This is a genomic window from Methylobacterium sp. Gmos1 (assembly GCF_053764715.1).
Genome location: NZ_JBSNCC010000035.1, coordinates 1 through 22,837, shown reverse-complemented (window position 1 = coordinate 22,837; position 22,837 = coordinate 1). Strand labels below are relative to the sequence as shown.

Genomic DNA, 22,837 nt, shown 5'->3' with positions numbered 1-22,837 from the left:
GCGCCGGCACCGGCCCTTCATGACGAAAGGGCCGCGTCCCGTTCCGGAGACGCGGCCCTCGAAGGCGTCACGGTGCGGGTGGGCTTCAGGCCCGGCCGCCCCGGCGGCGCAGGCGCACGATCACCTCGACGCCGGCGATCTCCATGCCCTCGGGGGCCTGGGGCAGCGAGTCGACGGTGATGCCGCAATCGGGCATGTCGAGCACCTGGCCCTCCTCCTCCAGGAAGAAGTGGTGGTGCTCGCTCGGGTTGGTGTCGAAGTAAGCCTTGGAGCCGTCGAGCGCGAGCTGGCGCAGCAGGCCGGCCTCGGTGAACTGGTGCAGGGTGTTGTAGACGGTCGCGAGCGACACCGGCACCTTGGCCCGCATCGCCTCGTCGTACAGCATCTCGGCGGTGAGGTGCCGGTCGCCCTTGCCGAACAGGAGCCAGCCGAGGGAGAGGCGCTGGCGCGTCGGGCGCAGGCCAGCGCGGCGCAGGCGGTCGCGCAGGTCCGAGAGCGGGCAGCCGCGCCGCTGGCCGGCGGCGCCGGACTCGAGGGCCGGGACGCGGGCGCCGAGGACGGCGCGCAGGGGCGACAGGTCGTTCATCAGCGGAGCTACGACTCGTTGTACGACGGCACTATTACCCCTCGTTATAAGCCGCCGAACACCCCGCCGCAACCCGACCGCGGCCGTCGAGGCGCAGATCAGAAGCGTTACAGACTATGGCCTTGCGCCCGCTTTGAACAGTCCCGGGCGCTGTGATAACGAGGCGCCATCCCGCCGCCCCCGACCCCTGCCGGTGGGTCAGGCCCCTGAAGACCGAGGATGTCGCCCCGCCCATGTCCGCCGACCAGACCTCCGCCCCCGACGCCCCGAGCCGGCCCTCGAGCTTCTCCTACGAGGACCTGCTGGCCTGCGGCCGCGGCGAGATGTTCGGCGCCGGCAACGCCCAGCTGCCGCTGCCGCCGATGCTGATGTTCGACCGCATCACCTCGATCGGCCGCGACGGCGGCGCCCACGGCAAGGGCCACGTGCTCGCCGAGCTCGACGTGCGGCCCGACCTCTGGTTCTTCCCCTGCCACTTCCACGGCGACCCGGTGATGCCGGGCTGCCTCGGCCTCGACGCGCTGTGGCAGCTCGTCGGCTTCCATCTCGGCTGGCTCGGCTCGCCGGGCCGCGGCCGGGCGCTCGGCGTCGGCGAGGTCAAGTTCAGCGACCAGGTGCTGCCGAGCGTCAAGAAGGTCGTCTACGGCGTCGATCTCAAGCGCGTCCGCCAGGGCCGCCTGGTGCTCGGCATCGCCGACGGCTGGCTCGAGGCCGACGGCCGGCGCATCTACGAGGCGCAGGACCTGCGCGTCGGCCTGTTCCAGGCCGCCACCCCCGCCGCCGGCGGCTGATACTTGATGAGCGCCCGTCACGGCGGGCGATCCGGCCCGCCGAAAAGCGGGCCTCGCGCGGGCCCGCCGGGACCCTTTCCCCCGCTGGGCGGTTGAGATTACGGCATCGGGCGCCTAGGTGACACCTGCGTGGCGACAGCGCCCGCGGGCGCGAGTGGCGCCGCTCCGGAGGGTTCCGACGATCATGAGGCGCGTGGCAATCACCGGGATGGGCATCGTCTCGTCCATCGGCAATTCCACCCAGGAGGTTCTGGCTTCCTTGCGCGAGGCGCGCTCGGGCATCTCCCGCGCCGAGGACTTTTCCGCCCACGGCTTCCGCAGCCAGGTCCAGGGTGCCCCCACCCTGGACGCCGAGGAGGTGGTCGACCGCCGCGCGATGCGCTTCCACGGCGGCGGCACCGCCTGGAACCACGTCGCGATGGAGCAGGCGATCCGCGACGCGGGCCTCGAGCAGGCGGAAGTCTCGCACGAGCGCACCGGCATCATCATGGGCTCGGGCGGTCCCTCGACCCGCGCGCTGGTGGAGGCCGCCGACATCGCCCGTGCCAAGGGGCCGAAGCGCGTCGGACCCTTCGCGGTGCCCAAGGCCATGTCCTCGACGGCCTCGGCGACGCTCGCGACCTGGTTCAAGATCCGGGGCGTGAACTACTCGATCTCGTCGGCCTGCGCGACCTCGAACCACTGCATCGGCAACGCCGCCGAGATCATCCAGGGCGGGCGCCAGGACATCATCTTCGCCGGCGGCTGCGAGGAGCTGGACTGGACCCTGTCCGTCCTGTTCGACGCCATGGGCGCCATGTCCTCGAAGTACAACGAGACCCCCTCGCGCGCCTCGCGCGCCTACGACCGGAACCGCGACGGCTTCGTCATCGCGGGCGGCGCCGGCGTGCTGGTGCTGGAGGAGCTGGAGCATGCCCGCGCCCGCGGCGCGCGCATCTACGGCGAGGTCGCGGGCTACGGCGCCACCTCGGACGGCCACGACATGGTGGCGCCGTCCGGCGAGGGCGCGGTGCGCTGCATGCGCCAGGCGATCGAGGGCTTGAGGGGCGCGAAGATCGACTACATCAACCCCCACGCCACCTCGACCCCGGTCGGCGACGACAAGGAGATCGAGGCGATCCGCGAGGTGTTCGGCACCGGCGACGCCTGCCCGCCGATCGCCGCGACGAAGTCGCTGACCGGCCACTCCCTCGGCGCCACCGGCGTGCAGGAGGCGATCTACTCGCTCCTGATGATGAACAACGGCTTCATCTGCGAGAGCGCCCACATCGACGAGCTCGACCCCGCCTTCGCCGACATGCCGATCCTGCGCGCCCGCAAGGACGACGTGCAGCTCGGCCACGTGCTCAGCAACTCGTTCGGCTTCGGCGGCACCAACGCCACGCTGGTGCTCAAGCACGTCGACGCCTGATCCCCCCCGCGGCGTGGACAGGAGCCCGCCCGCCGCGTAAACGCCCGGTCCATCCATGACAGCGGAGGATCGGGCGTGACGGGTTTGATGGCAGGCAAGCGCGGGCTCGTGATGGGCGTCGCGAACGACCACTCCATCGCCTGGGGCATCGCCCGGGCCCTGGCGGCCCAGGGCGCGGAACTCGCCTTCACCTACCAGGGCGAGGCGCTCGGCCGCCGCGTCGGGCCGCTCGCCGGCACGCTCGGCTCCTCCCTGGTCGTCCCCTGCGACGTCGAGGATCTGGCCTCGGTCGATGCGACCTTCGCCGCCCTCGACGAGGCCTGGCCCGAGGGGTTCGACTTCGTCGTCCACGCCATCGGCTTCTCCGACAAGTCGCAGCTCAAGGGCCGCTACGTCGACGTCACCACCCGGGAGAACTTTTCCCGCACGATGGTGATCTCGTGCTTCTCGTTCACGGAAGTGGCCCAGCGGGCGGCGAAGCGCATGCGCCCCGGCGGCTCGCTGCTGACGCTCACCTATGGCGGCTCGACCCGGGTGATGCCGAACTACAACGTGATGGGCCTCGCCAAGGCGGCATTGGAGGCCTCGGTGCGCTACCTCGCGGCCGATCTCGGGCCGCAGGGGCTGCGGGTCAACGCGCTCTCGGCCGGCCCGGTGCGCACGCTCGCCGGCGCCGGCATCGCGGATGCCCGCCTGATGTTCAACCACCAGGCGGCGCACGCGCCCCTGCGGCGCACCGCGACGCTGGAGGATATCGGCGGCTCGGGCCTCTACCTGCTCTCGCCCCTGTCCGGCAGCGTCACCGGCGAGGTCCACTACGTCGATTCGGGCTACAACATCGTCTCGATGCCGCGGCCCGAGGTGCTGAAGGCGCAGGACGCGGCGGGCGTGACCGACGCCTGAGTTCACTGCCGGGCCGCACCGCGCCAGGGCACGACCGCGACGCACCGTTCGATCGCCTCTGAAGCGTTTTCCGACGAGGCTGAGACCGGTCAGTCGAAGGTACGCGGCGAGATCAGAGATTCAAGGCACCACCCGACCGCAACGCGATCGGATGGTGCCCTAGTATTTCTCCCATTCCGTCATGGCTCTGTAAGTCTCGGGCCCGACGACGCCGTCGGCGACTTGGAAGCCGTCATCCTGTTGGAATTGCCGTGTCGCATCCTGCGTCACCGGCCCGTACTGTGCGTCCAGCGAGACCGCGTAACCTTGATTGTGCAGCCGGATCTGCCACGCCAGGACGGCATCACCCTGGCTGCCCAGTTGCAGCGTCGGGTAGGACGCGATGTGCGATAGATTTGCTCCCGGACCCGCGGCACCCGCCCAGGCATCGAGGTAACCGGTCGGGTCGATCAGATCTGAGCGACGCATGTACGGCGTATTCGACGGCACCGTGAGCGGCCCGGCGGCAGTCCCGTCATACATCTCGAAGTGCAGCATCGACAAGCTGAGGCCGATCAGATCACCGATCTCACCGATCTGGTCGCCTTCGTGAACCTGGGCGCCGATGGGAAATTTCGACGCGATCGTCTTCGAGATTTCTCCGTAGCGGACCCAGAACTGACCATGATCGATGGTCAGCGCGTAGGTGCCGAGATAGAACGACGCGAACCCCTTCACGATTCCGTCCGCGACGGCGTAGATCGGCGTGCCGATCGGCGCGTAGAGGTCGCAGCCGGCGTGCTTGCGCTTGCCGCCGTTCCGGTTGGCGCCGAACTTCAGCGGCGCAACATGCCACGACTGCGTCGGCACGAAGCTCAAGGGAAAGCGCATGATCGACCCGCCAGTTGGACCGTGAAGGCTGAAAGAGATTCTGGATAGTCCGTACGATCTCCGTTGATCGGTTCGCGATGCGGAGACCAACTTCGCTCAGACGCGCGAAGCCCACGGCATCGTCGCGCGGGCTGGTGATGCGATGTCCGAGAGGACTCTTCCGGGCATCGCATCACGCCCGGAAATCATCGCTCAGCCTCGCTTGCTGTCGAGACGAAGCGTAATCGCTGCGCGTGTGACAGGTCCGGCCACCCCATCGACGGGAAGCGAAGCCAGGATCTGGAATTTCCTGACCGCCTCAGTCGTGGCCGGGCCGTAACGGCCGTCGACGAGCAACAGAGGATCGGCGCCGAGTTCGTTCAAGGCCTCCTGTAGCCACATCGTATCCTCGTCCATGAGCGACACGCTCCAGGCAGCCGCCGAGTCCTTGCTGATGATGGGCCAGTTCCGATCGAACAGCGCTTGCCGTCCTTCCAATCCGTTCAAGCCGCCATTGATGATAATGGTGATCGTCCGCAAGTCATTCTTGTCTGCATATTTGTTGCACTTCCCATCATCCCATTCGTAGATAGCAGGTTTGAGGGCGTATCGTGGGTCCACGATCAGCTCTGGATGATCGTAGAAATCGGCACCTGCGCGCTGCCCCATTCTGGCATAGGCATCGCCGCCCGTGGTTTGAAGAAGCCCCCCACCCCGATACCGGTAGCCGTCACCGGGCCGCTTGTTGCCCAGCTTCTGGGCCTTGATCGGGTTCCCGAGACCGTAGACCCGCTCTGCCAGGCCCTCCGGATTGTCGAGATATCGATCGACCTCATCCGGCCTGATGGCTGCCGAATGACGGCCGACACCAAATATCTGCAAAAGCCTGCCAGCTGTCTTGTACCTCATATTTTCGAATAAAATTGTTCCACTTCCGCATTCGTACAAGACTTGGGCAAAGAAATGACACAGCCTTAAAGGCGTGTTGATTTCATACTTGTCGAACAGGGCTTCGTCGTGCTCGAAGGCCCGCGTATAATTCGGCAAGGCCCTATGCGTGATTTTCTCGAAAATCTGAAGCGGCGACAATATAACGGTCATCCCCTCCTGATATATCATACGCCAAATTGCACGACGTGGCGACTTTAATCAATATATCACTGCCAATCGGAAATGCAAACAAACCATGCGATAATTCGTATTGCCGATCAATCGTCGCAGATTGTAGGAAAAAAATCACGTGCAGAGCAATATTTCGGTATTTTGCATGTCTCCGAGTAAACATAGAAAACCAATTCCAATCGCGGAGTGGAGCAGTGCCAGGACAAGGAACCTGCTCTGACGACCCATCAACGTGCGATCGATGATCCGCTCGCACATCTCTCCGCTGCTGGCGGTCGCGAGCGTCGCTCACTTGCCACGATGCCCGATTACTTTTGCGATGCAAAAGCCTGCTTACCCAAGGAGCGGGTACGGTACAGGATCAAGCGGCCCGCACGGTATCGAGGAAGCGGGCGACCTCCGCCCGCAGGTGCTCGGACTGGCGCGACAGCTCGGTCGCCGCGCCGAGCACCTGCGAAGCGGCCTCGCCGGTCTCCCCGGCCGCACCGGCGACGCTCGCGATGGTGTCCGTCACCACGCCGGTGCCTTCGGCCGCCTGGCCGACGCTGCGCACGATCTCGTCCGTCGCCTCGCCCTGCTCCTTCACCGCCGCGGCGATCGACGACGCGACGCGGTTCATCTCCTGGATGCGGCCGGTGATTGCGCCGATCGCCGTCACCGCCTGACCCGTCACCCCCTGCACGCCGGCGATCTGCCCCGAGATCTCGCGCGTCGCCTGCGCGGTCTGCGCAGCGAGCTCCTTCACCTCCGCCGCCACCACGGCGAAGCCGCGGCCGGCCGCGCCGGCGCGGGCAGCCTCGATGGTGGCGTTCAGCGCGAGCAGGTTGGTCTGCGCGGCGATCGACGAGATCATCGTCACGACATCGCCGATGCGCGAGACCGCCGCGCTCAGCTCCTGAACCAGCGCTCCGGTCTGGTCGGCCTCCTGCGCCGTCGCGCGGGCGAGAGCGGCCGAGCCGGCGACCTGCCGGTCGATCTCCCGGACCGACGCGCTCAGCTGCTCGGCGGCGGCCGCGACCGTGCCGACATTGGCGGAGGCCCCGGCGACGGCGCCCGCCACCGTGTCGGTCTGGGAAGCGGTCCGGCCCGCGGTGGCGGACATCTGCCGGGCGGTCGCCTCCAGCTCGGTGGCCGAGGACGAGACCAGCCCGACGATGCCGCCGACCGCCTGCTCGAAGCCGTCGGCGATCCGGCGCATGCCGCTCCGGCGCTGCTCCTCCGCCGACAGCCGCGCCTCGGCCGTCTCCGCCTCGAGATCGCGGTTTCGGCGCAGGCTCGCCTGGAAGCCCAGCGCCGCCCGGGCGATCTCGCCGATCTCGTCCCGGTGCCCGGTGCACGGCACCGTCACGTCGATGGTGCCGCGCGCCAGGCCCGTCATCACCGAGGCGACCTGCAGGGCCCGGCCGGCGATGTCGCGGGCGAGCCACGTGGTCGATGCGAGGGCGACGAGCGCGCCGATCACGGTGGAGAGCACGATCGTGGCGAGCGTGCTCGCATCGGCCGCGCGGGCGGCCTCGGCGCCGGCGGTCGCCCGCCGGCCGGTCGCCGCCTTCAGGCCGTCGAGCTCCTTCCAGGCCGCGTCGTAGAGCGTGTTGGCCGGGCCGTTGAAGGCGGTGCGGGCGCCCTTGGCGTCACCGCTCGCCGCCGCCGCGAAGGCGGCTCCTTGCGCGTCGAGATAGGTCCGCCAGTGCCGGGTGAACTCCGCGAAGGCGGTCGCAGTCTCGGGATCGGCCTTGAGCTTCGAGAAGTCCTGGATCAGGCCCTGCATTTCGCCGATGCGGACCGTGTTGCGCTCCGCGGCCCGGGCCCGCGCCACCGGATCGGCCTCGTCGATGACGCGGGTCGCGCCGAGACGCACGCGCGTCATCACCGCCCGCAGGTCGCCGATCAGGGCGACGCGCGGCAGCAGCTGGTCGCCGATCTCCTCGGTCTCCGCCGTGCTCCGGTACACGCTCAGCGTCGCCCGCCCGCCGACGGCGGCCACGATGAGCACGACGAGGGCGGCGAGCCCGAGAAGCTGGGTCCGGAGGCGGAGGCGGTGACGGAGGGCGATCATGCTTGCTTGATCAGGAAGAGACGTTGCTCGAAGGATCAAACAACGAAATTTATTAATAAAATATCATGCAGTAAGTCACGCCGGCGCAGCCCATAATATTTCTGGATATTTCCACGCGCCGGTCGAGTCGCGCCGGGTGGCCGCGTAGCCGGCCTCGTCACGGCCGTGCCGTGGGCGGTGATGCGGGCTGCGGTCGACCGCAGCCCGCGCGCATGGCGACCCGCGCGCGTCCCAGCCGGGGGCTGACCGGTTGGGCCACCCGGACCCGGGTCGCCCCGGTGGCGAAACCGATCCCTCCTCCCCCGCATCGCCGCCGGGCACGAGCGTCGATGTCATCGCGACGCCGTCACGAGGGACTGGCCTTGATCGGACCATCCTCCTGGTTCGGAAGCTGGCGTCCTGTGATGTAGACGCCGTTGCTGATGCCCATCAGCAGCAGGAAGTTCACGGGAATCTCCGGGATGATATACCCCGTGACGACTTTCAAGGTCACGAAGGCGGCCGTGATCAGCGTGAACACCAGCATCTGGACGCGCGTGAGATCCACCGACTTCGCGACGACCACGAGATCGGACCATTTCGGAGACTTGTTAGGGGAGGCTGACTGGGACGTGGGAGCGCCGGTTCGCGGCTGGAGCCTGGCCGCGAGCGCCGCGGCACTGGCGATGCCGAGGAGGACCAGCGTTCCGCTGGTGAGATTGATCAGATTTCCGGACAGCACCATCACGTAGACCGTCGATAGACCGATCGTCACCGTCCAGAGCAGGATCTGAAACTGCGACAGGCTGCCGTATCCGTCCGTCGAACTGACGAGATTCAGAATGAAGTCCCGCGCAGGCGCATCACGGTCCCGGATGAGCCACGCGGCCAGGAGGAAGCCGAACAGGCAGACGGCCACGACGCCGACGGCATAGGACACGCTTGTGACGCCGACCGGCAGCAGGAACTCCGCCGTCTTCCCGTCGGCGAGCGTCACGACCACGACCATGTCGGCGACCGGTACGGTGTCGATCGCCGTCATGCCGACGTCCGGCACCGCGCCCCAGTAAAGCCATGGGCTCGGCACGCTCTTGAGATCCGGGACGGTGGCCCCGAACGAGGCGCCGCTCCCGTCCTTGGCGATCGGCCGAACGATCGGGGACGGGAACAGGTCGTGCGGGACCGCGAGCGTCCGCCTATCGGATGCGGGCGACCGGCTCCATCCCAGGCAGACCTGCACCTTCTGAATCGCGATCGTGCTGCCGGACTTGCCGGCCTCGATCTTGAAATGGACCTCGCCCCCGCGCGGACGCCAGAGCGTATCTGGATCGAGGGTGATGAGAACATCCCCGGATTGGCTGAGACCCGCGGCCGGCCGGGTGGGACAGGGCGCGCCCGGGTCGGACGTGGTCGGTGCGACGGCCGCTCCGCGCTCGGTCAGCGGAGTCGGCTGCGAGGCGGTGCTCACCGCCGGTGGAGACTGTGCCCAGGCACCGGCGGTCGCGGCGAGCCAGAGGCCGGCTCCGAGAGACAGGATGTCCGGCCACCGCCATCGGCTCGTGAGTCGCCGCCATGGAAGATCGAGATTGCTCATCGGCGCCTCTCGGTCAGCAAGATCGCGTTACAAGATTATATTTTCACCGTCGACCAGCGAAGCAAGACAATCATGATACAATACAGAAACAAAAATTACTTTATATATTGACGATCATGAGCAAAAAAGGCGCAATATGCAATCGATAACCTTTCAAAAACTTCGTTTCGCCGAAAAATCGACGCAGAGCATCGTTCCGAATGGGAGAATTCATGAAACATCGATCGCCTGTCAAGTATATTTCTCTGCTGTCCGTCGATGGTGCAGGGCAAGCGCGAGAAAGATATCGCTCGGGGATGACCGGCGATGGCCGCGGAGCCCGGTTCGGAGCGTTTCGTCCGTCCCGAAATCGCGCGACGTTTCACGCGGCACCGCGTTATCGAAGCGACAGAGGCGAGGAGAGTGCGAGATGCGCCACCCCGAACCCGATCCGGCGGGTCCCGGCCAGGAGAGCGTGTGGGACTATCCCCGCCCGCCCCGCCTGGAACCGGTGCCGGAGCGCCTGCGGGTCGTCTTCGACGGCGTCACCATCGCCGACACGGTCCGGGGCTGGCGGGTGCTGGAGACCTCCCACCCGCCGAGCTACTACCTGCCGCCGGAGGACATCGCGCCGGGGGCGCTCGTCCCGGCCGGCGGCGGCTCGCTGTGCGAGTGGAAGGGCCGCGCCCTCTACTTCGACGTCGTGGGCCCGCGGCATCGGGCGGGCCGGGCGGCCTGGGCCTATCCGGATCCGACCGGGGCCTTCGCGGCGCTCGCCGGGCACGTGGCGTTCTATGCCGGGGCGATGGAGGCGTGCTTCGTCGGCGACGAGCGCGTCACGCCGCAGCCGGGCGGCTTCTACGGCGGCTGGATCACCCAGAGAATCGTCGGCCCGTTCAAGGGCGAGCCCGGCACGATGGGGTGGTGACCATCCCCTCGCGATCCTCTTGCCCCTCGCGATCCTCTTGCCCTCACGCCGCGCGGTCCGCCGGCCGCTCCTCGACGAGCGCTACCACGTCGTCCCAGCGCGACAGGAAGGCCGCGACGCAGTCGGGGTCGAAATGCGCGCCCGCCTGCTCCTCCAGGAAGCGCCGGGCCCGCTCCAGCGGCCAGCCGGGCTTGTAGACGCGGGCCGAGATCAGCGCGTCGAACACGTCGGCGACGGCGGTGATGCGGCCGGGCAGCGGGATCTCGGTGCCCTTGAGACCCTGCGGGTAGCCGGCGCCGTCCCAGCGCTCGTGGTGGGTGAGCGCGATCTCGGCGGCGAGCCGCAGGAGGCGCGACGGGCTGTCGTGCAGCATGCGGTAGCCGCGCAGGGCGTGCTGCATCATCTCGTAGCGCTCGGGCTCGGTGAGGGGCCCGGGCTTGCGCAGGATCGAGTCGGCGACGCCGATCTTGCCGATGTCGTGCATGGTGGAGGCGAGCGCGATGTCGTTGCCCTCCTCCTCCGACAGGCCGAGCCCGTCGGCGATGGCGAGCACGCAGCCGGCCACGCGGGTGAGGTGGTCGCCGGCCTGGTCGTCGCGGAACTCGGCGGCGAGCATCAGGCGGCGGATGATCTCGCGCTCGCGCTCCTGGCTCTCGGCCGCCGCCCGCTCGACCTCGCGGGTCAGCGCCCGGGCCTGGCTCTCGACCGCGCCCTGCGCCCGGGCAAGCGCGATCAGGTTGCGGCCGCGCAAGGCGAGATCCGAGGCGTCGAGGGGCGCCAGCACCACGTCGGTCGCGCCGGCCTCCACCCCGCGGCGGCGGGCCTCGGCCGCGTCGCCCTCGGCGACGAGCAGGATCGAGGTGTGAGCGAGGTGCGGCTTCAGGCGAAGCGCGCGGATCAGCGCCGGCGCGTCGAGGCCGGGCCAGGCCTCGATCAGCACGAGGTCGGCGGGCTTGGCCGCCAGCGCGGCGAGGGCCGCGCCGGGATCGGCGACCACGAGGCTCGGGACGCCCGACGCGAACAGCCGTGTCAGCCCGCCGGGATCGGGACGGGCCGTGACGACCACGATGGCGGGGTCGGCTGCGTTGGTCATGGTCCCGGGGATTCCTTTCCGCACCCGATGATGGCTCAAGCTAACGCGACTTGATAAAGCATTCTTTAAGCTTCCGCACCGCGCAGGCGCCGTGAAGGTTCGGGATCGAACACACGCAAGACCTTGATGCGGCACCGCTTCCTTGCTGTAACTCGGCCCTTGAGCAAGACTGCTTAGATGGTGAAATCCGCGCCGGCGCGCGGGCCGGCGACGCGCGCGGCCTCGGCCCGGCCGCAGAGATCCTCCACGGTCACCGAATCGAGCACCGCAAGGTACGCCCCGGCCGCCTCCGCCACCAGGGGGGCGACGACGAGACCGGCGACGTCGTGGCCGGCGGGGCCGGGCTCGGCGGCATCCGGCCCCAGCACCGCCCGGGCGATGTCGCCGGCGCTGATGCGGCGGCGCTCGCGGGCGAGCTCGTAGCCGCCATGCGGCCCGCGCAGGCCCTTGAGCAGGCCGTGATGGACCAGGGCCTGGAGCACCGCCTCGAGGTGGCGGGGCGGCAGGGCGTGGCGCGCCGCCAGCGCCTTGGCGCTCACAGGCTGCGGCCGGGCGTGGAGCGCGATATCGACCATCGCGGCGAGCGCGAGGGCAAGGCGCGGCGGGGCGAGCGCCGCGCCCGTCGTGGGCCGTGGGGGATGGAGCGCCGCGTCCAAGGGCGCCGTCAGCCGCGGCCGGTGGAGCCGAAGCCGCCGGCGCCGCGGGCGCCAGCCTCGGTCTCGGGAAACGCCTCCGCCACCCTCAGGGTGGGCCGCACCACCCGGGTGAAGACGAGCTGCGCGATGCGCTCGCCCGGCCGCACCGCGAGGGGCGCAGTTCCCGGCGGGTTGCGGTTCCAGGCCGAGATCATCAGCGGGCCCTCGTAGTCGGCGTCGATCACCCCGACGGTGTTGCCGAGCACCAGCCCGTCGCGGTGGCCCAGCCCCGAGCGCGGGTAGACCATCGCGCACCAATCGGAATCGCCGATCGCCAGGGCGAAGCCGGCGGGGATCAGGGCCGGCGGCGCCTGCGGCTCCAGGGAGAGGGGTGCGTCGAGGCAGGCGTGGAGGTCGAGCCCGGCGGCGAGCGCCGAGCCCCAGCGCGGAAACCCCCAATCGGACAGGCGCGGATCGAGGATCCGGATCGCCACGTCGAGGCCGCCCCGCTCCTGCCGCTCGCGGTCGAGCCCGCTCATGCCCTGATTCCCGCGGTCGAGCCCGCTCATGCCCTGATTCCCGCGCGAGCCGCCACCGCGTCGGCGAGCGCGACGAGCCGGCGCGCCTCGTCCGCCTCGCGCCGCAGCACCGTGCGGCCGAGATGGGCGATCCCCGCCTGCCCCCGGGCGGCGGGCGCGTCGAAGGCCGCGACGAGGACGCGGGCGGCGGCGAGCGCGTCCGGGTCGGGCGCGAAGGCCGATTCGGCCCGGCGGGCGCCGGCGGGTGCGCCCACCACCGCCCCGTCGAAGCCGAGGCCGCGGGCGCGCCCGATGTCGAGGCGGTCGGCGGGGTCGAGCAGAACGTCGATGTCGTGGGCGCGGGCGGCGGCGAGCGCGGTGGCGAGCCAGGCGAGGAGCGGGCCGGCCTCCAGCGCGCCCGGCGGCAGCCGGCCCTCGCGGGCAAGCGCCCCGGCATCGACGACGAGGCAGGCGAGCCGCGCATCGACGTCGCGCACCGCGCTCGCCACGGCCTCCGCCGCCAGGATGCCGAGCGGCGTGTCGAGGCCGGCCCAGAGCCGCGTGCGCTCCGGGGCGTGGAGCCGGCGCAGGCGGCTGCCGATGCCGGCGAGATCCTCCGGCTCCTCGACCCGCGGCACCAGGACGGCGTCGGGCCCGGCTCCCGCCACCGCCGCGAGGTCGGCCTCGCCCCAGGGGGTGTCGAGGCCGTTGACCCGGACCACCAGCTCGGCGGCGGCGAATCCGCCCTCGGCGAGGGAGGCGGCGAGGCGGGCCCGCCCGGCCTCCTTGTCGGCGGGGGGCAGCGAATCGGCGAGATCGAGGATCAGCGCATCGGCGGGCTCGGCCCGGGCCGCCGCGAGGGCGGTCGCGGTGGCCGGCACCAGGAGGGCGCTGCGGCGGGGGCGGATGTCGGTCATCGGTCGCGTGACTCCCCGGATGGCGGCGCATCTATGCCCCGGCTCAGGCCGTCCGTCACCCCAGGCGCGAGGCGAGCGTGCGGGCAAAGGAATCGATGTGGGCGGTCATCGCCGCCGCCGCCCCGTCCGGGTCGCGCCGGCGCAGCGCGTCGAGGATCGCCGCGTGCTCCTCGGCCACTTCCGCCAGGTGGTGGCCGGTGGCGAGCGACAGGGCCCAAAACCGCACCGAGCGCCCGTGCAGCCCGGCCAGCACCTCCGCGAGCACCCGGTTGCCCGAGGCCTCGGCGATGAGCGCGTGGAAGCGCCGGTCCGATTCGAGGATCGCGTCGAGGCCGTCGGCCTGCGCCGCCAAGACGACGTCGAGTTCGACCAAGGCCGCCTCGCCGATCCGCCCGGCGGCGAGCGCGGCGCAGGCCGGCTCGGTGAGTCGGCGCACCTCGATGAGATGCGCGAACTCGTCCATCGAGAGCGGCTGCACCAGCACGCCCTTGCGGGGCAGGATGCGCACCAGCCCCTCGTGCATCAGCCGGTGCAGGGCCTGGTTCACCGGCGTGCGGCCCAGCCCCAGCTCCGCGCACAGGCCCGCCTCGTTCAGGGCGTCCCCGGGCTTGAGGCGCAACGCCACGATGTCGTCCTTCAGCCGCCGGTAGGCGCGCTCGTTCTGCGACAAGGTTGGGCACGAACCTGCACGCACTTCCGCCACTGACACCGCTCCGCTCGATCGCCGACCCCCTTACCACGGGGCAGGCCCTGCTTGGACCGGCTTGTGAAATATCACAGGCATGGTACTTGCAGAACCACACGCCGGGCGGCCGATCCACGGACCGCGGGAGAAGAGCGATGACGAGGGTGGACGCGGTGACGACGCACGAACTGGACGAGGGCTATCGCCGGGCGACGCTGAGGCTGATCCCGTTCCTGGTGTTCCTGTTCATCCTGGCCTGGATCGACCGGGTGAACGTGGGCTTCGCCAAGCTCCAGATGCTGTCCGACCTGAAGTTCAGCGAGGCGGTCTACGGCTTCGGCGCCGGCATCTTCTTCATCGGCTACTTCCTGTTCGAGGTACCGAGCAACCTGCTCCTGGAGCGCATCGGCGCCCGCAAGACGCTGGCGCGGATCACCATCCTGTGGGGGCTCGCCTCGATGAGCCTCGCCTTCGTGCAGTCGGAATGGGCCTTCTACGCCATCCGCTTCCTGCTTGGGGTGTTCGAGGCCGGGTTCTTCCCCGGCGTGGTGCTCTACCTGACCTACTGGTTCCCGAGCGCGAAACGCTCGCGCATCAACGGCCTGTTCATGACCTCGTTCGCCATCGCGGGCGTGGTCGGCGGCCCGCTCGCCGGGCTCATCATGGGCACGATGGGCGGCGTCTCGGGGCTGGCGAACTGGCAGTGGCTGTTCATCCTCGAAGGCATCCCGTCGCTCGTCGCGGGCGCCGCGGTGCTGGCCTTCCTGCCCGACCGGCCGAAGGACGCGCGCTGGCTCTCCCCGCAGGTCGCCGCCGCGATGACGGCGGTGGTCGAGGCCGAAGGGCGCGCCGCCGGCAAGGAGGCGAGCTTCAAGGCCGCTTTGCGCGACGGCCGGGTCTGGCTCTGCGCGCTGATCTACTTCTGCATCGTCAGCGGCAACGCCACGATCGCGTTCTGGACCCCGTCGATCATCAAGGAGATCGGCGTTCAGGGCGCGATCGCGATCGGCTTCCTCGCCGCGGTGCCGTTCATCGCCGGCACCGTCGCGATGGTGTGGACCGGCGCGCATTCCGACCGCACCGGCGAGCGCCGGCTGCACTGCGCCGCAGCCAGCCTGATCGCCGCGGCGGGCCTTGCCGCGACGGGCGCCCTGATCGGCCACGCGGTCCTGGCCTTCGTCGCGCTGACGGTGGCGGCGATCGGCATCCTCGCCGCCTTTCCGGTGTTCTGGTCGCTGCCGCAGACCTTCCTCGCCGGCACCGCCGCGGCCGGCGCCATCGCGGCGATCAACTCGATCGGCAACCTCGCGGGCTTCGTCGCCCCCTACGTGGTCGGCCTGTCGAACACGCTGACCGGCACGTCGAGCAACGGGCTCTACTTCGTCGCCGGGCTGGAACTGCTGGCGGGCCTCCTGGTCCTGGGCTTCGCCCGCTGGCGCGAGGGCGCCGCCGACCTGGCGCCGGCCGAGTGAATCGGAGACAAGACATGATGCTGACCTTCCATCGCGAGGCCGCGGGCCGCCGGGACACGATCGCGCTCGAGCCCGAGGCGCTGGTGATCGCCGGCTGGGCTGGCCGGGACGAGGCGGCGATCCGCCATCACATCGACGAGCTGGCGGCGATCGGCGTGCCGCCGCCCTCCTCGGTCCCGGTCTATTACCGCGCCGCCGCCGCGACCCTGACGCAAGGCCCCCGCCTCGAGGTGCTGGGGCCGGACTCCTCCGGCGAGGCCGAGCCGTTGATCGTGTCGCTCGCCGACGGGCTGTGGCTCGGGCTCGGCTCCGACCACACCGACCGCAAGGCCGAGACAGTCGGAATCGCGCTCTCGAAGCAGATGTGCGGCAAGCCGGTCGGCACCGGCCTGTGGCGCCTCGACGAGGTCGAGCCGCACTGGGACGAACTGGTGCTGCGGGCGCACGCCACCATCGACGGCGAGCGGGTGCTCTACCAGGAGGGCCGGCTGACGGCGCTCCGCACCCCGAGCGACCTGCTGGCGCGCCGCCCTGGCGGGCCGGACCTCCTCCCCGGCACGGTGATGTTTGGCGGCACGCTCGGAGCGATCGGCGGCATCCGCCCGGCCGCCCGCTTCGAGATGGCGCTCGAGGACCCGGTGCTCGGCCGCACCCTGACCCACGCCTACGACATCGCCGTCCTGCCCGTGGTGGCCTGACCCTGCGATGGGGCCTCTGGTCGCCCTGACGGGCATCGGGGACGCCGCCTTCTGGGCGGCGCTCCTCGCCAAGATGCTGGCGAGCGCCACGATCGTGGTGCTCGCCTCGCTCGCGGTCGAGCGGACCGGGCCCCTCGTCGGCGCGATGATCGCCACGCTGCCGGTCTCGGCCGGGCCGGCCTACGTCTTCCTCGCCCTCGACCACGACGCCGGGTTCCTGCGCGACAGCGCGGTGGCGAGCCTGCCGGCCGTCGCGGCGACCGCCGTGCTGATCGCCACCTATGCGGGGCTGGCCCGCCGGCACGGCGTCGCGCCCGCGCTCGCCGCCGCGCTCGCCCTGTGGATCGCCGCGGCGCTCGGGCTCGGCCACCTCGGCGGCGGGCTGCCGGGCGCCGTCGCGGTGGCCGCGCTGGTGATCCTCGCCTGCATCGGGGCCTGCCGGAGCTTGCGCCGGAGCGGCCCGCTGCCGGCGCGGCCGGGGCGGCGGCGCGACGTGCTGGTGCGGGCCGGCATCGTCATGGCGCTCGTCGTCGCCGTGGTGCTGGCCGGGCGCCTCGCCGGCCCCGCGGCGGCCGGCCTCCTCGCCCTCGCGCCGGTGGTGATGGTCAGCCTGGCGGTGATCCTGCATCCGCGGATCGGCGGGGCGGCGACCGCGACGGTGCTGGTGCTGAGCCTGCCCGGGCTCCTCGGCTTCGTGGCGGCGCTCGCGATCCTCGCCCTCACCGTCGAGCGGCTGGGGCCGGCCCTTGCGCTGCCGCTCGCCCTCCTGGCCAATCTGGCCTGGAACGGCGGCATCCTGCTGGCGAGCCGCCGACGTTCGAAATTCTCCCTGGAGACCGATTGAGATGAGCACGATCCGCGACGACCTCGAACGCCGCCTCGCCCTGATCGAGGCGCCGGCGAGCCGCCACGTCTTCACCAAGCTCTACCCGGAGGCCGCCCGCGCCGCCGCCGACGCTGCCGATGCGCGGCGCAGGGCCGGCCTGTCGCTCGGCGCGCTCGACGGCACCATCGTGTCGATCAAGGACCTGTTCGACGTGCAGGGCGAGGCGACCACCGCCGGCTCGTCGCTGCGCCGCAAGGCCGAGGCCGCGCTGGAGGACGCCCCCGTCGTCGCCCGCCTGCGCCGGGCCGGCGCGGTGATCGTGGGCAAGACCAACATGTCCGAGTTCGCCTTCTCGGGCCTCGGGCTCAACCCGCACTGGGGCACGCCCGGCAACGCGACCGACCCGAGCCTCGTGCCGGGCGGCTCGTCCTCCGGCGCCGGCGTCTCGGCGGCGCTCGGCACCTCCGACATCGCCATCGGCACCGATACCGGCGGCTCGGTGCGCATCCCGGCGGCGCTCAACGGCGTCGTCGGCTTCAAGCCCACGGCCCGCCGGGTGCCGCTCGCCGGCGCCTTCCCGCTCTCGCCCTCGCTCGATTCGATCGGGCCGCTCGCCCGCTCGGTCGAGGCCTGCGCGGCGGCCGACGCGATCATGGCCGGCGAGGAGTACCGCCCGCTCGTCGCGGCCCCGTTGCGCGACCTGCGGGTCGGCGTGCCCCGCGGCCTCCTGTTCACCGAGACCGACCCGGTGGTGGCTCAAAGCTTCGAGGCCGCCCTGTCCGCCCTGAGCGCGGCCGGCGCCCGGATCCACGACACGGAGTTCGACGACCTGCTCGCCCGCATGGCCGAGACGACGGCGGCGGGCCCGATCGCCGCGGTCGAGGCGTCGGAGATCCACGCCGACTGGCTCGACGCCGAGGCCGCCGCCTTCGACCCCCGGGTCCACGCCCGCATCAGCCGCGGTCGCACCGTGACGGCCGCGTCCTACATCCGGATGATGCGCGGGCGGGCCGCGCTGATCGGGGCCGGCGACGAGCGCCTCACCCCCCTCGACGTGCTGGCCCTCCCGGCGACGGCGGTGCCGGCGCCCGCCATCGCCGCGGTGGCCGAGGACGACGCGGAGTTCTCCCGCCTCAACCTCCTGATGCTGCGCAACACGATGGTCGGAAACCTGTTCGACCTCACCGGCATCTCGCTGCCGCTGCCGGGCCAGGCGAAACCGGTCGGCCTGATGCTGCTCGCCCGCCACGGCCAGGACCGGCGGCTCCTGGAGATCGCCGCAGGCGTCGAGGCGATGTTCCGGGGGTAGACGGCGTTACAGAGCATCGTCCGACGAGGCTGCCGCCTCGTCGGACGCAAAGCTGTGAGGCTGACGGCGCCGAGCGATACGGCATTGCATCGCGTGGATCACGGCACCGCGCGAGGGCCGCTCTGGTGGAACGACAGGGCCAGGCAGACGGCGTATCACGAGCCACACCCTTTCCCGGACGACTGAAGCGACAGCGGAAGGAGATCCGGGAAGGGGGGGCTTCACGACAAGCGGCCCGGCTCGCTCGACAGCCTCGACGTCGTCCGTGTCATACGAGATCCCGCACAACCCGGAACGGGCCGGTGGGTATGACGTCCACCGAAGACCGATCAAGACGGCCGCTCAGCGCCGACGCCCGTCGCCCGAGGCCTCCGACATCAGCCGGCCGAGGCTGCGCTGGTCGAGGCGGGCAGGCCCGGCCTCGGCCCGGCGGGGCTGGATCGTGCCGGTGGTGGCCGGATCGGGCACCGAGGCCAGGGCCGGGCCCGGGGCGCGGTCCTTCTCGCGTAGCGCGATCCAGTTCGCGGCCGTGGTCAGCGCGGCGATGGCGATGATGACTTTGATTCCGCCGGTGAGGAGGCGCCACATGGCTGGTCGGGACCCGCGATCTCGTCGGAGCCGTCGATCCGGCCCCGTCGCGCGATCTTGGGGCCATAATGCTTAACGGGCGGCCACGGCCCGTCCGGCGAAACCGTCCCGCAACGGGAGCGGCCGACCGGCGGGATCGGGGGAAACCTTGGTGGGCCATGCGCCAGGGTCGCGGTTCCTGTTCCCCGAACCCGTGACGCTCCTGCGACTGCTCGGCCCACTGAGCCTCACAGGAATGGGTTGCAGAGAACTGGTCCGCCCCACCCCGTCATCGCCGACCTCTCTGCCGCACAGCCCGGATGGGTTCCGGAAGCCTCCGGGCGCGCCGGCATCGAGGACCGCCCGTGTAAGCCAGACCGGGGCGGGGTAGCAACCGGAATACAGCCGGGGCGCTTGCGTCTAAACGCGCCGGCGGACCGAGCTTGACCGCGGACACGAAAAAACCCGGCGGGCCCTGGCCCGCCGGGTCGAATCACACGGATCCCGCGAAGGCGCGTCAGCGCAGCGAGCCGCAGAAGCGCTGGATGCGGTGGCAGGCCTCTTCCAGGAGCTGGTTCGAGGTCGCGTAGGAGATGCGCAGGTTGGGACCCAAGCCGAAGGCCGAGCCGTGCACCGAGGCGACGCCCTCGGCCATCAGGAGCTCGGTGACGAAGTCCTCGTCGGTCTCGATCACCTTGCCGGACTCGGTGCGCTTGCCGATCAGCTCGGCGCATGACGGGTAGACGTAGAACGCGCCTTCCGGCGTCGGGCAGCGCAGGCCGTTGGTCTGGTTGAGCATCGACACGACGAGGTCGCGCCGGGTCTGGAACGCGGCGCGGAACTCGGCGAGGTGGTCCTGCGGTCCCTCGAGGGCGGCGACCGCCGCCCATTGCGAGATCGTGGCGGCGCCCGACGTCTGCTGGCCCTGGACGAAGTCCATCGCCTTGATCAGCTGCTCGGGGCCGGCGGCGTAGCCGATGCGCCAGCCGGTCATGGCGTAGGACTTCGAGACGCCGTTCATCGTCAGCGTGCGGTCGTAGAGCGCCGGCTCGACCTGGGCCGGGGTGACGAAGGTGAAGTCGCCGTAGACCAGGTGCTCGTACATGTCGTCGGTGAGCACCCAGACGTGGGGGTGGCGCACCAGCACGTCGGTCAGCGCCTTCATCTCGGCGTGGCTGTAGGCGGCCCCCGACGGGTTCGAGGGCGAGTTGAGGATCACCCACTTGGTCTTCGGGGTGATGGCGCGCTCCAGCTCCTCGGGCTGGAGCTTGAAGTTCGTCTCCATGGTGGTGTCGGCAAATACCGGGGTGCCGCCGCACAGGCCGACCATCTCCGGGTAGGACACCCAGTAGGGCCGCGGGATCACCACCTCGTCGCCCGGGTTCAGGGTGGCGAGCAGCGCGTTGTAGATTACCTGCTTGCCGCCGGTGCCGACGATGGTCTGGCTCGGCTTGTAGTCGAGGCCGTTCTCGCGCTTGAACTTCTTGGCGATCGCCTCGCGCAGCGGCACGATGCCGGAGACCGGCGGGTACTTGGTCTCGCCCCGCGCGATCGCCTCGATTGCCGCCTGCTTGATGTGCTGGGGCGTGTCGAAGTCCGGCTCGCCGACCGACAGGCTGATGACGTCGCGCCCCTGGGCCTTCAGGTCCCGCGCCTTCTGGGTCATCACGATGGTGGCGGAGGGTTTCACGCGCGAGAGGGCGTCGGCCAGAAAGCCCATGGTCTTCGACTCCGGACAGCTTTGGAAAAAACGCCCGGTCGGGCCGGTATCGGGCCGTCCGGGTCTTCGAGCGGGCGGGACCCTAGTCCCGCGCGCCGGCGCGGGCAAGCGACGAGATGCGCCGGGAAGAGGCTGTCTCGGCTCGCGAAATCGCGGTTCGGGGACCCCAAGTCCTGGACTCGCGCGCCGGCGGCGTGACACCGTGCCGGACCGGTGCGGGGGCCGGGGCAACCCGGAAGCGACGGCGATGGGCGAGGCGGAGCACGCGCAGCGGGTCAGCGACGAGATCGGGCTGGCGATCGACCACGCCGCCTGCGACCCCGCGGCATGGGACGGCGTGATGGCCGAGATCGGCCGCCTCCTGCCCGGGGTGTGGCCGGTGCTCCAAGTCGTCGACGCCGCCGCCGGGACCGGCCTGCCCCTCGTCCACTGGGGCTGGGACCCCGCCGCCGTCGCGGCCTACGAGGCGCATTACGGCGCGGTGAACCCGTGGGTCTCGGTGATCCTGTCGACGCCCGCGATGGTGTCGATGCATTCCGAGGAACGGATGCCGGCCTCGTCCCTGCGCCACACCGAGTTCTACACCGACTGGCTGTCGCGCCTCGGCGGCATGACGGCCTCGAGCGGGATCAAGCTCGTCGACGCCGGCGGGCGGCTGGCGGTGCTCAACCTCCAGCACGACCGGAGCCGGGCCACGCGCGAGCACGGCCGGCTCGCCGCCGTGATGGAGGGAATCGGGCCGCGGCTGCGCCGGGCGATCGAGACCAACCGGGCCTGCTTTCCGGCCGGCGCCGCCGTCGCGGCCGGCGAGAAACTGCTGGAGCGGGTGGCCGACCCGGCCTTCGTGGTGACGCGCGACCTGCGGCTCGTCGAGGCGAGCCGCGCCGGCCACGCCCTCCTGGCCGAGGGCGAGGTGCTGCGGGTCGGCGCCCTCGACCGGCTCCAGGTGCGCGACCCGCGCCTCGCCGGCGCGATGGCCCGGGAGGCGGCCGCGGCCTGCGGCGACGCGCTGGCCGGCGGGGTGCCGGACCCGCTGCGGATCGGCGCCGAGACCTGGCAGGTCACGGCGATCGGCCTGCGCCAGGACCTGCGCGGCCTCCTCGGCATGGCGCGGCTGCTCGCGCCGGACACGCTCGCCCTCGTGGTGCTGCGCCGCGCCGCGGCGGAGGGCGGCGGCGAGCACGACCGCCTGGTCCGGTTCGGGCTCTCCCCGGCGGAGGCGCGGCTCGCCCTGCTGATGGACGGATCGCGCTCCCTGGTCCAGGCCGCCGAAAACCTCGGCATCCGCCACGAGACAGCCCGCTCGCAGCTGCGCCAGGTCTTCGCCAAGCTCGGGGTGTCGCGGCAATCCGAGCTCGCGGTGTTCATCCTCCGGCTCAAGGGCAGCGCCTGAGCCGGAGGGCTTTCGTGCTCTCGTGCTCCCGCATCGACGGGCCGATGCGGGAGCGCCCGGCGCATCGGCGCCGGAGGGCGTTCAGCCCGGAATCACGTCCACGATCTCGTAGGTGTCGGGATCGATGATGACGATGTCGTCCTGCACCAGCACGTAGCGGAAGCCGCGATAGGCCGGCACCAGGGTGAGGATCGCCGGCGGCAGGGCGTGCAGCGTCACCGAGCGCGGCACCGCGGTGCCGACGTTGAGGGCGAAGTTGACGCCGGTCAGCGGCCGCACGCCGGAGCGCACGATGCTCTGGCGGAACTCGGTGCGCTGGGTGGTGTCGAGGCGCGAGACCGCACCCCGGGCCTCCGACCGGCCGCCGACCCGCTCGCCGCGCTCGGCCCCGCGCTCGCCACGCTCCCCACGTTCGGCGCCACGCTCCCCGCGCTCGCCCCGCTCCGCTCCGCGCTCGCCGCGCTCACCGCCGCGCTCGCCCCTCTCGGCACCCCGCTCGCCGCGCTCCGCGCCGCGCTCACCGCCCGGCTCGGCCCCGCGTCCACCACGCTCGCCCGGCTCGGCGCCGCGCCCGCCGGCGCCCGGCTGGGCCCCTTCGCCGCCGGCCCGTCCGCCCGGAGCGCCCGGCTGCTGGCCGGCACCGCCCGCCGCACCGGCTCCGCCGCCCGGCTGGGCCGCGCCGGCGCCGCCGCGGGGACCGGCCGCACCGCCGGCGCCGCCCGCTCCGCCACCGGCGCCACCGGCACCACTGCCGCCCAGACCTCCGCCGCCAGCGCCGCCCGCGGCTCCGCCGGCCGCACCCGCAC

The 22,837-nt window shown here is 71.1% G+C and carries 22 protein-coding genes; 9 read left to right on the top strand and 13 right to left on the bottom strand.

All coding sequences use genetic code 11. The features are described from left to right. Window positions 1–85: 85 nt before the first annotated feature. Window positions 86–586, bottom strand: a complete 501-nt coding sequence (irrA, locus tag ACS5PV_RS31495) for an iron response transcriptional regulator IrrA (RefSeq protein WP_093568865.1) — start codon at window positions 584–586, stop codon at window positions 86–88. Window positions 587–819: 233 nt separating this feature from the next. Between irrA and fabA the strand changes: the two genes are divergently transcribed. The 3 genes from fabA (at window position 820) to fabI (ending at window position 3,691) form a co-directional block, all read left to right on the top strand. Beyond that, entirely contained in the window at window positions 820–1,377 is a 558-nt protein-coding gene (gene fabA, locus ACS5PV_RS31490) for a 3-hydroxyacyl-[acyl-carrier-protein] dehydratase FabA (RefSeq protein WP_455399256.1), read from the top strand. 184 nt (window positions 1,378–1,561) lie between these two features. Beyond that, window positions 1,562–2,788, top strand: a complete 1,227-nt coding sequence (fabB, locus tag ACS5PV_RS31485; protein WP_455399255.1) for a beta-ketoacyl-ACP synthase I — start codon at window positions 1,562–1,564, stop codon at window positions 2,786–2,788. A 75-nt stretch (window positions 2,789–2,863) separates the two neighbouring features. Next, window positions 2,864–3,691, top strand: coding sequence for an enoyl-ACP reductase FabI (gene fabI / locus ACS5PV_RS31480; protein WP_455399254.1), 828 nt, complete (start codon window positions 2,864–2,866; stop codon window positions 3,689–3,691). A 159-nt stretch (window positions 3,692–3,850) separates the two neighbouring features. Here fabI and ACS5PV_RS31475 read toward each other — a convergent pair whose 3' ends face one another. The 4 genes from ACS5PV_RS31475 to ACS5PV_RS31460 form a co-directional block, all read right to left on the bottom strand. Continuing rightward, entirely contained in the window at window positions 3,851–4,561 is a 711-nt protein-coding gene (locus tag ACS5PV_RS31475) for a peptidoglycan DD-metalloendopeptidase family protein (protein WP_455399253.1), read from the bottom strand. 192 nt (window positions 4,562–4,753) lie between these two features. Next, a complete protein-coding gene (locus ACS5PV_RS31470) occupies window positions 4,754–5,641 on the bottom strand; it encodes a peptidoglycan-binding protein (protein WP_455399252.1) in 888 nt (295 codons plus the stop codon). A 382-nt stretch (window positions 5,642–6,023) separates the two neighbouring features. Continuing rightward, window positions 6,024–7,718: a methyl-accepting chemotaxis protein gene (locus ACS5PV_RS31465; protein WP_455399251.1), complete on the bottom strand. Its 1,695-nt coding sequence runs from the start codon at window positions 7,716–7,718 to the stop codon at window positions 6,024–6,026. 346 nt (window positions 7,719–8,064) lie between these two features. Further along, complete coding sequence (locus ACS5PV_RS31460; RefSeq protein WP_455399250.1) at window positions 8,065–9,291, bottom strand: hypothetical protein; 1,227 nt, start codon at window positions 9,289–9,291, stop codon at window positions 8,065–8,067. Window positions 9,292–9,700: 409 nt separating this feature from the next. On the opposite strand from ACS5PV_RS31460, the gene ACS5PV_RS31455 reads away from it, so the two are divergent. Then, on the top strand, window positions 9,701–10,198 hold the full coding sequence (locus ACS5PV_RS31455; RefSeq protein ID WP_455399249.1) for a DUF427 domain-containing protein: 498 nt from the start codon (window positions 9,701–9,703) through the stop codon (window positions 10,196–10,198). Window positions 10,199–10,241: 43 nt separating this feature from the next. Here ACS5PV_RS31455 and ACS5PV_RS31450 read toward each other — a convergent pair whose 3' ends face one another. The 5 genes from ACS5PV_RS31450 to ACS5PV_RS31430 all read right to left on the bottom strand — a co-directional run bounded on the left by ACS5PV_RS31450 (window position 10,242) and on the right by ACS5PV_RS31430 (window position 14,031). Next, the gene (locus ACS5PV_RS31450; RefSeq protein ID WP_455399248.1) at window positions 10,242–11,291 is read right to left on the bottom strand and encodes an HD-GYP domain-containing protein; all 1,050 of its coding nucleotides are present in this window, start codon (window positions 11,289–11,291) and stop codon (window positions 10,242–10,244) included. Between the two features lie 173 nt (window positions 11,292–11,464). Continuing rightward, window positions 11,465–11,947: an RrF2 family transcriptional regulator gene (locus ACS5PV_RS31445; protein WP_455399247.1), complete on the bottom strand. Its 483-nt coding sequence runs from the start codon at window positions 11,945–11,947 to the stop codon at window positions 11,465–11,467. A gap of 8 nt (window positions 11,948–11,955) precedes the next feature. Further along, window positions 11,956–12,465: a dUTP diphosphatase gene (gene dut, locus ACS5PV_RS31440; RefSeq protein ID WP_455399265.1), complete on the bottom strand. Its 510-nt coding sequence runs from the start codon at window positions 12,463–12,465 to the stop codon at window positions 11,956–11,958. 26 nt (window positions 12,466–12,491) lie between these two features. Continuing rightward, complete coding sequence (locus ACS5PV_RS31435) at window positions 12,492–13,361, bottom strand: aldolase/citrate lyase family protein (RefSeq protein ID WP_455399246.1); 870 nt, start codon at window positions 13,359–13,361, stop codon at window positions 12,492–12,494. A gap of 55 nt (window positions 13,362–13,416) precedes the next feature. Further along, on the bottom strand, window positions 13,417–14,031 hold the full coding sequence (locus ACS5PV_RS31430) for a GntR family transcriptional regulator (protein ID WP_455399245.1): 615 nt from the start codon (window positions 14,029–14,031) through the stop codon (window positions 13,417–13,419). Between the two features lie 170 nt (window positions 14,032–14,201). Between ACS5PV_RS31430 and ACS5PV_RS31425 the strand changes: the two genes are divergently transcribed. Genes ACS5PV_RS31425 through ACS5PV_RS31410 form a run of 4 tightly spaced genes read left to right on the top strand, consistent with a single transcriptional unit; the run spans window position 14,202 to window position 18,351 of the window. Beyond that, window positions 14,202–15,518: an MFS transporter gene (locus ACS5PV_RS31425; RefSeq protein WP_455399244.1), complete on the top strand. Its 1,317-nt coding sequence runs from the start codon at window positions 14,202–14,204 to the stop codon at window positions 15,516–15,518. A gap of 17 nt (window positions 15,519–15,535) precedes the next feature. Beyond that, window positions 15,536–16,216, top strand: a complete 681-nt coding sequence (locus tag ACS5PV_RS31420; RefSeq protein ID WP_455399264.1) for a DUF2848 domain-containing protein — start codon at window positions 15,536–15,538, stop codon at window positions 16,214–16,216. A 7-nt stretch (window positions 16,217–16,223) separates the two neighbouring features. Beyond that, the gene (locus ACS5PV_RS31415; RefSeq protein ID WP_455399243.1) at window positions 16,224–17,060 is read left to right on the top strand and encodes a hypothetical protein; all 837 of its coding nucleotides are present in this window, start codon (window positions 16,224–16,226) and stop codon (window positions 17,058–17,060) included. Between the two features lies 1 nt (window position 17,061). After that, on the top strand, window positions 17,062–18,351 hold the full coding sequence (locus ACS5PV_RS31410; protein WP_455399242.1) for an amidase: 1,290 nt from the start codon (window positions 17,062–17,064) through the stop codon (window positions 18,349–18,351). A 342-nt stretch (window positions 18,352–18,693) separates the two neighbouring features. On the opposite strand, the gene ACS5PV_RS31405 is transcribed toward ACS5PV_RS31410, so the two are convergent. Both ACS5PV_RS31405 and ACS5PV_RS31400 read right to left on the bottom strand, forming a co-directional pair. Next, window positions 18,694–18,939, bottom strand: a complete 246-nt coding sequence (locus ACS5PV_RS31405; protein ID WP_455399241.1) for a hypothetical protein — start codon at window positions 18,937–18,939, stop codon at window positions 18,694–18,696. 496 nt (window positions 18,940–19,435) lie between these two features. Then, window positions 19,436–20,638, bottom strand: a complete 1,203-nt coding sequence (locus ACS5PV_RS31400) for a pyridoxal phosphate-dependent aminotransferase (RefSeq protein ID WP_455399240.1) — start codon at window positions 20,636–20,638, stop codon at window positions 19,436–19,438. Window positions 20,639–20,885: 247 nt separating this feature from the next. On the opposite strand from ACS5PV_RS31400, the gene ACS5PV_RS31395 reads away from it, so the two are divergent. Then, window positions 20,886–22,031: a helix-turn-helix transcriptional regulator gene (locus tag ACS5PV_RS31395; protein ID WP_455399239.1), complete on the top strand. Its 1,146-nt coding sequence runs from the start codon at window positions 20,886–20,888 to the stop codon at window positions 22,029–22,031. A gap of 81 nt (window positions 22,032–22,112) precedes the next feature. Here ACS5PV_RS31395 and ACS5PV_RS31390 read toward each other — a convergent pair. After that, a partial coding sequence (locus tag ACS5PV_RS31390; RefSeq protein ID WP_455399238.1) for a DUF1236 domain-containing protein occupies window positions 22,113–22,837 on the bottom strand: 725 nt, incomplete at its 5' end.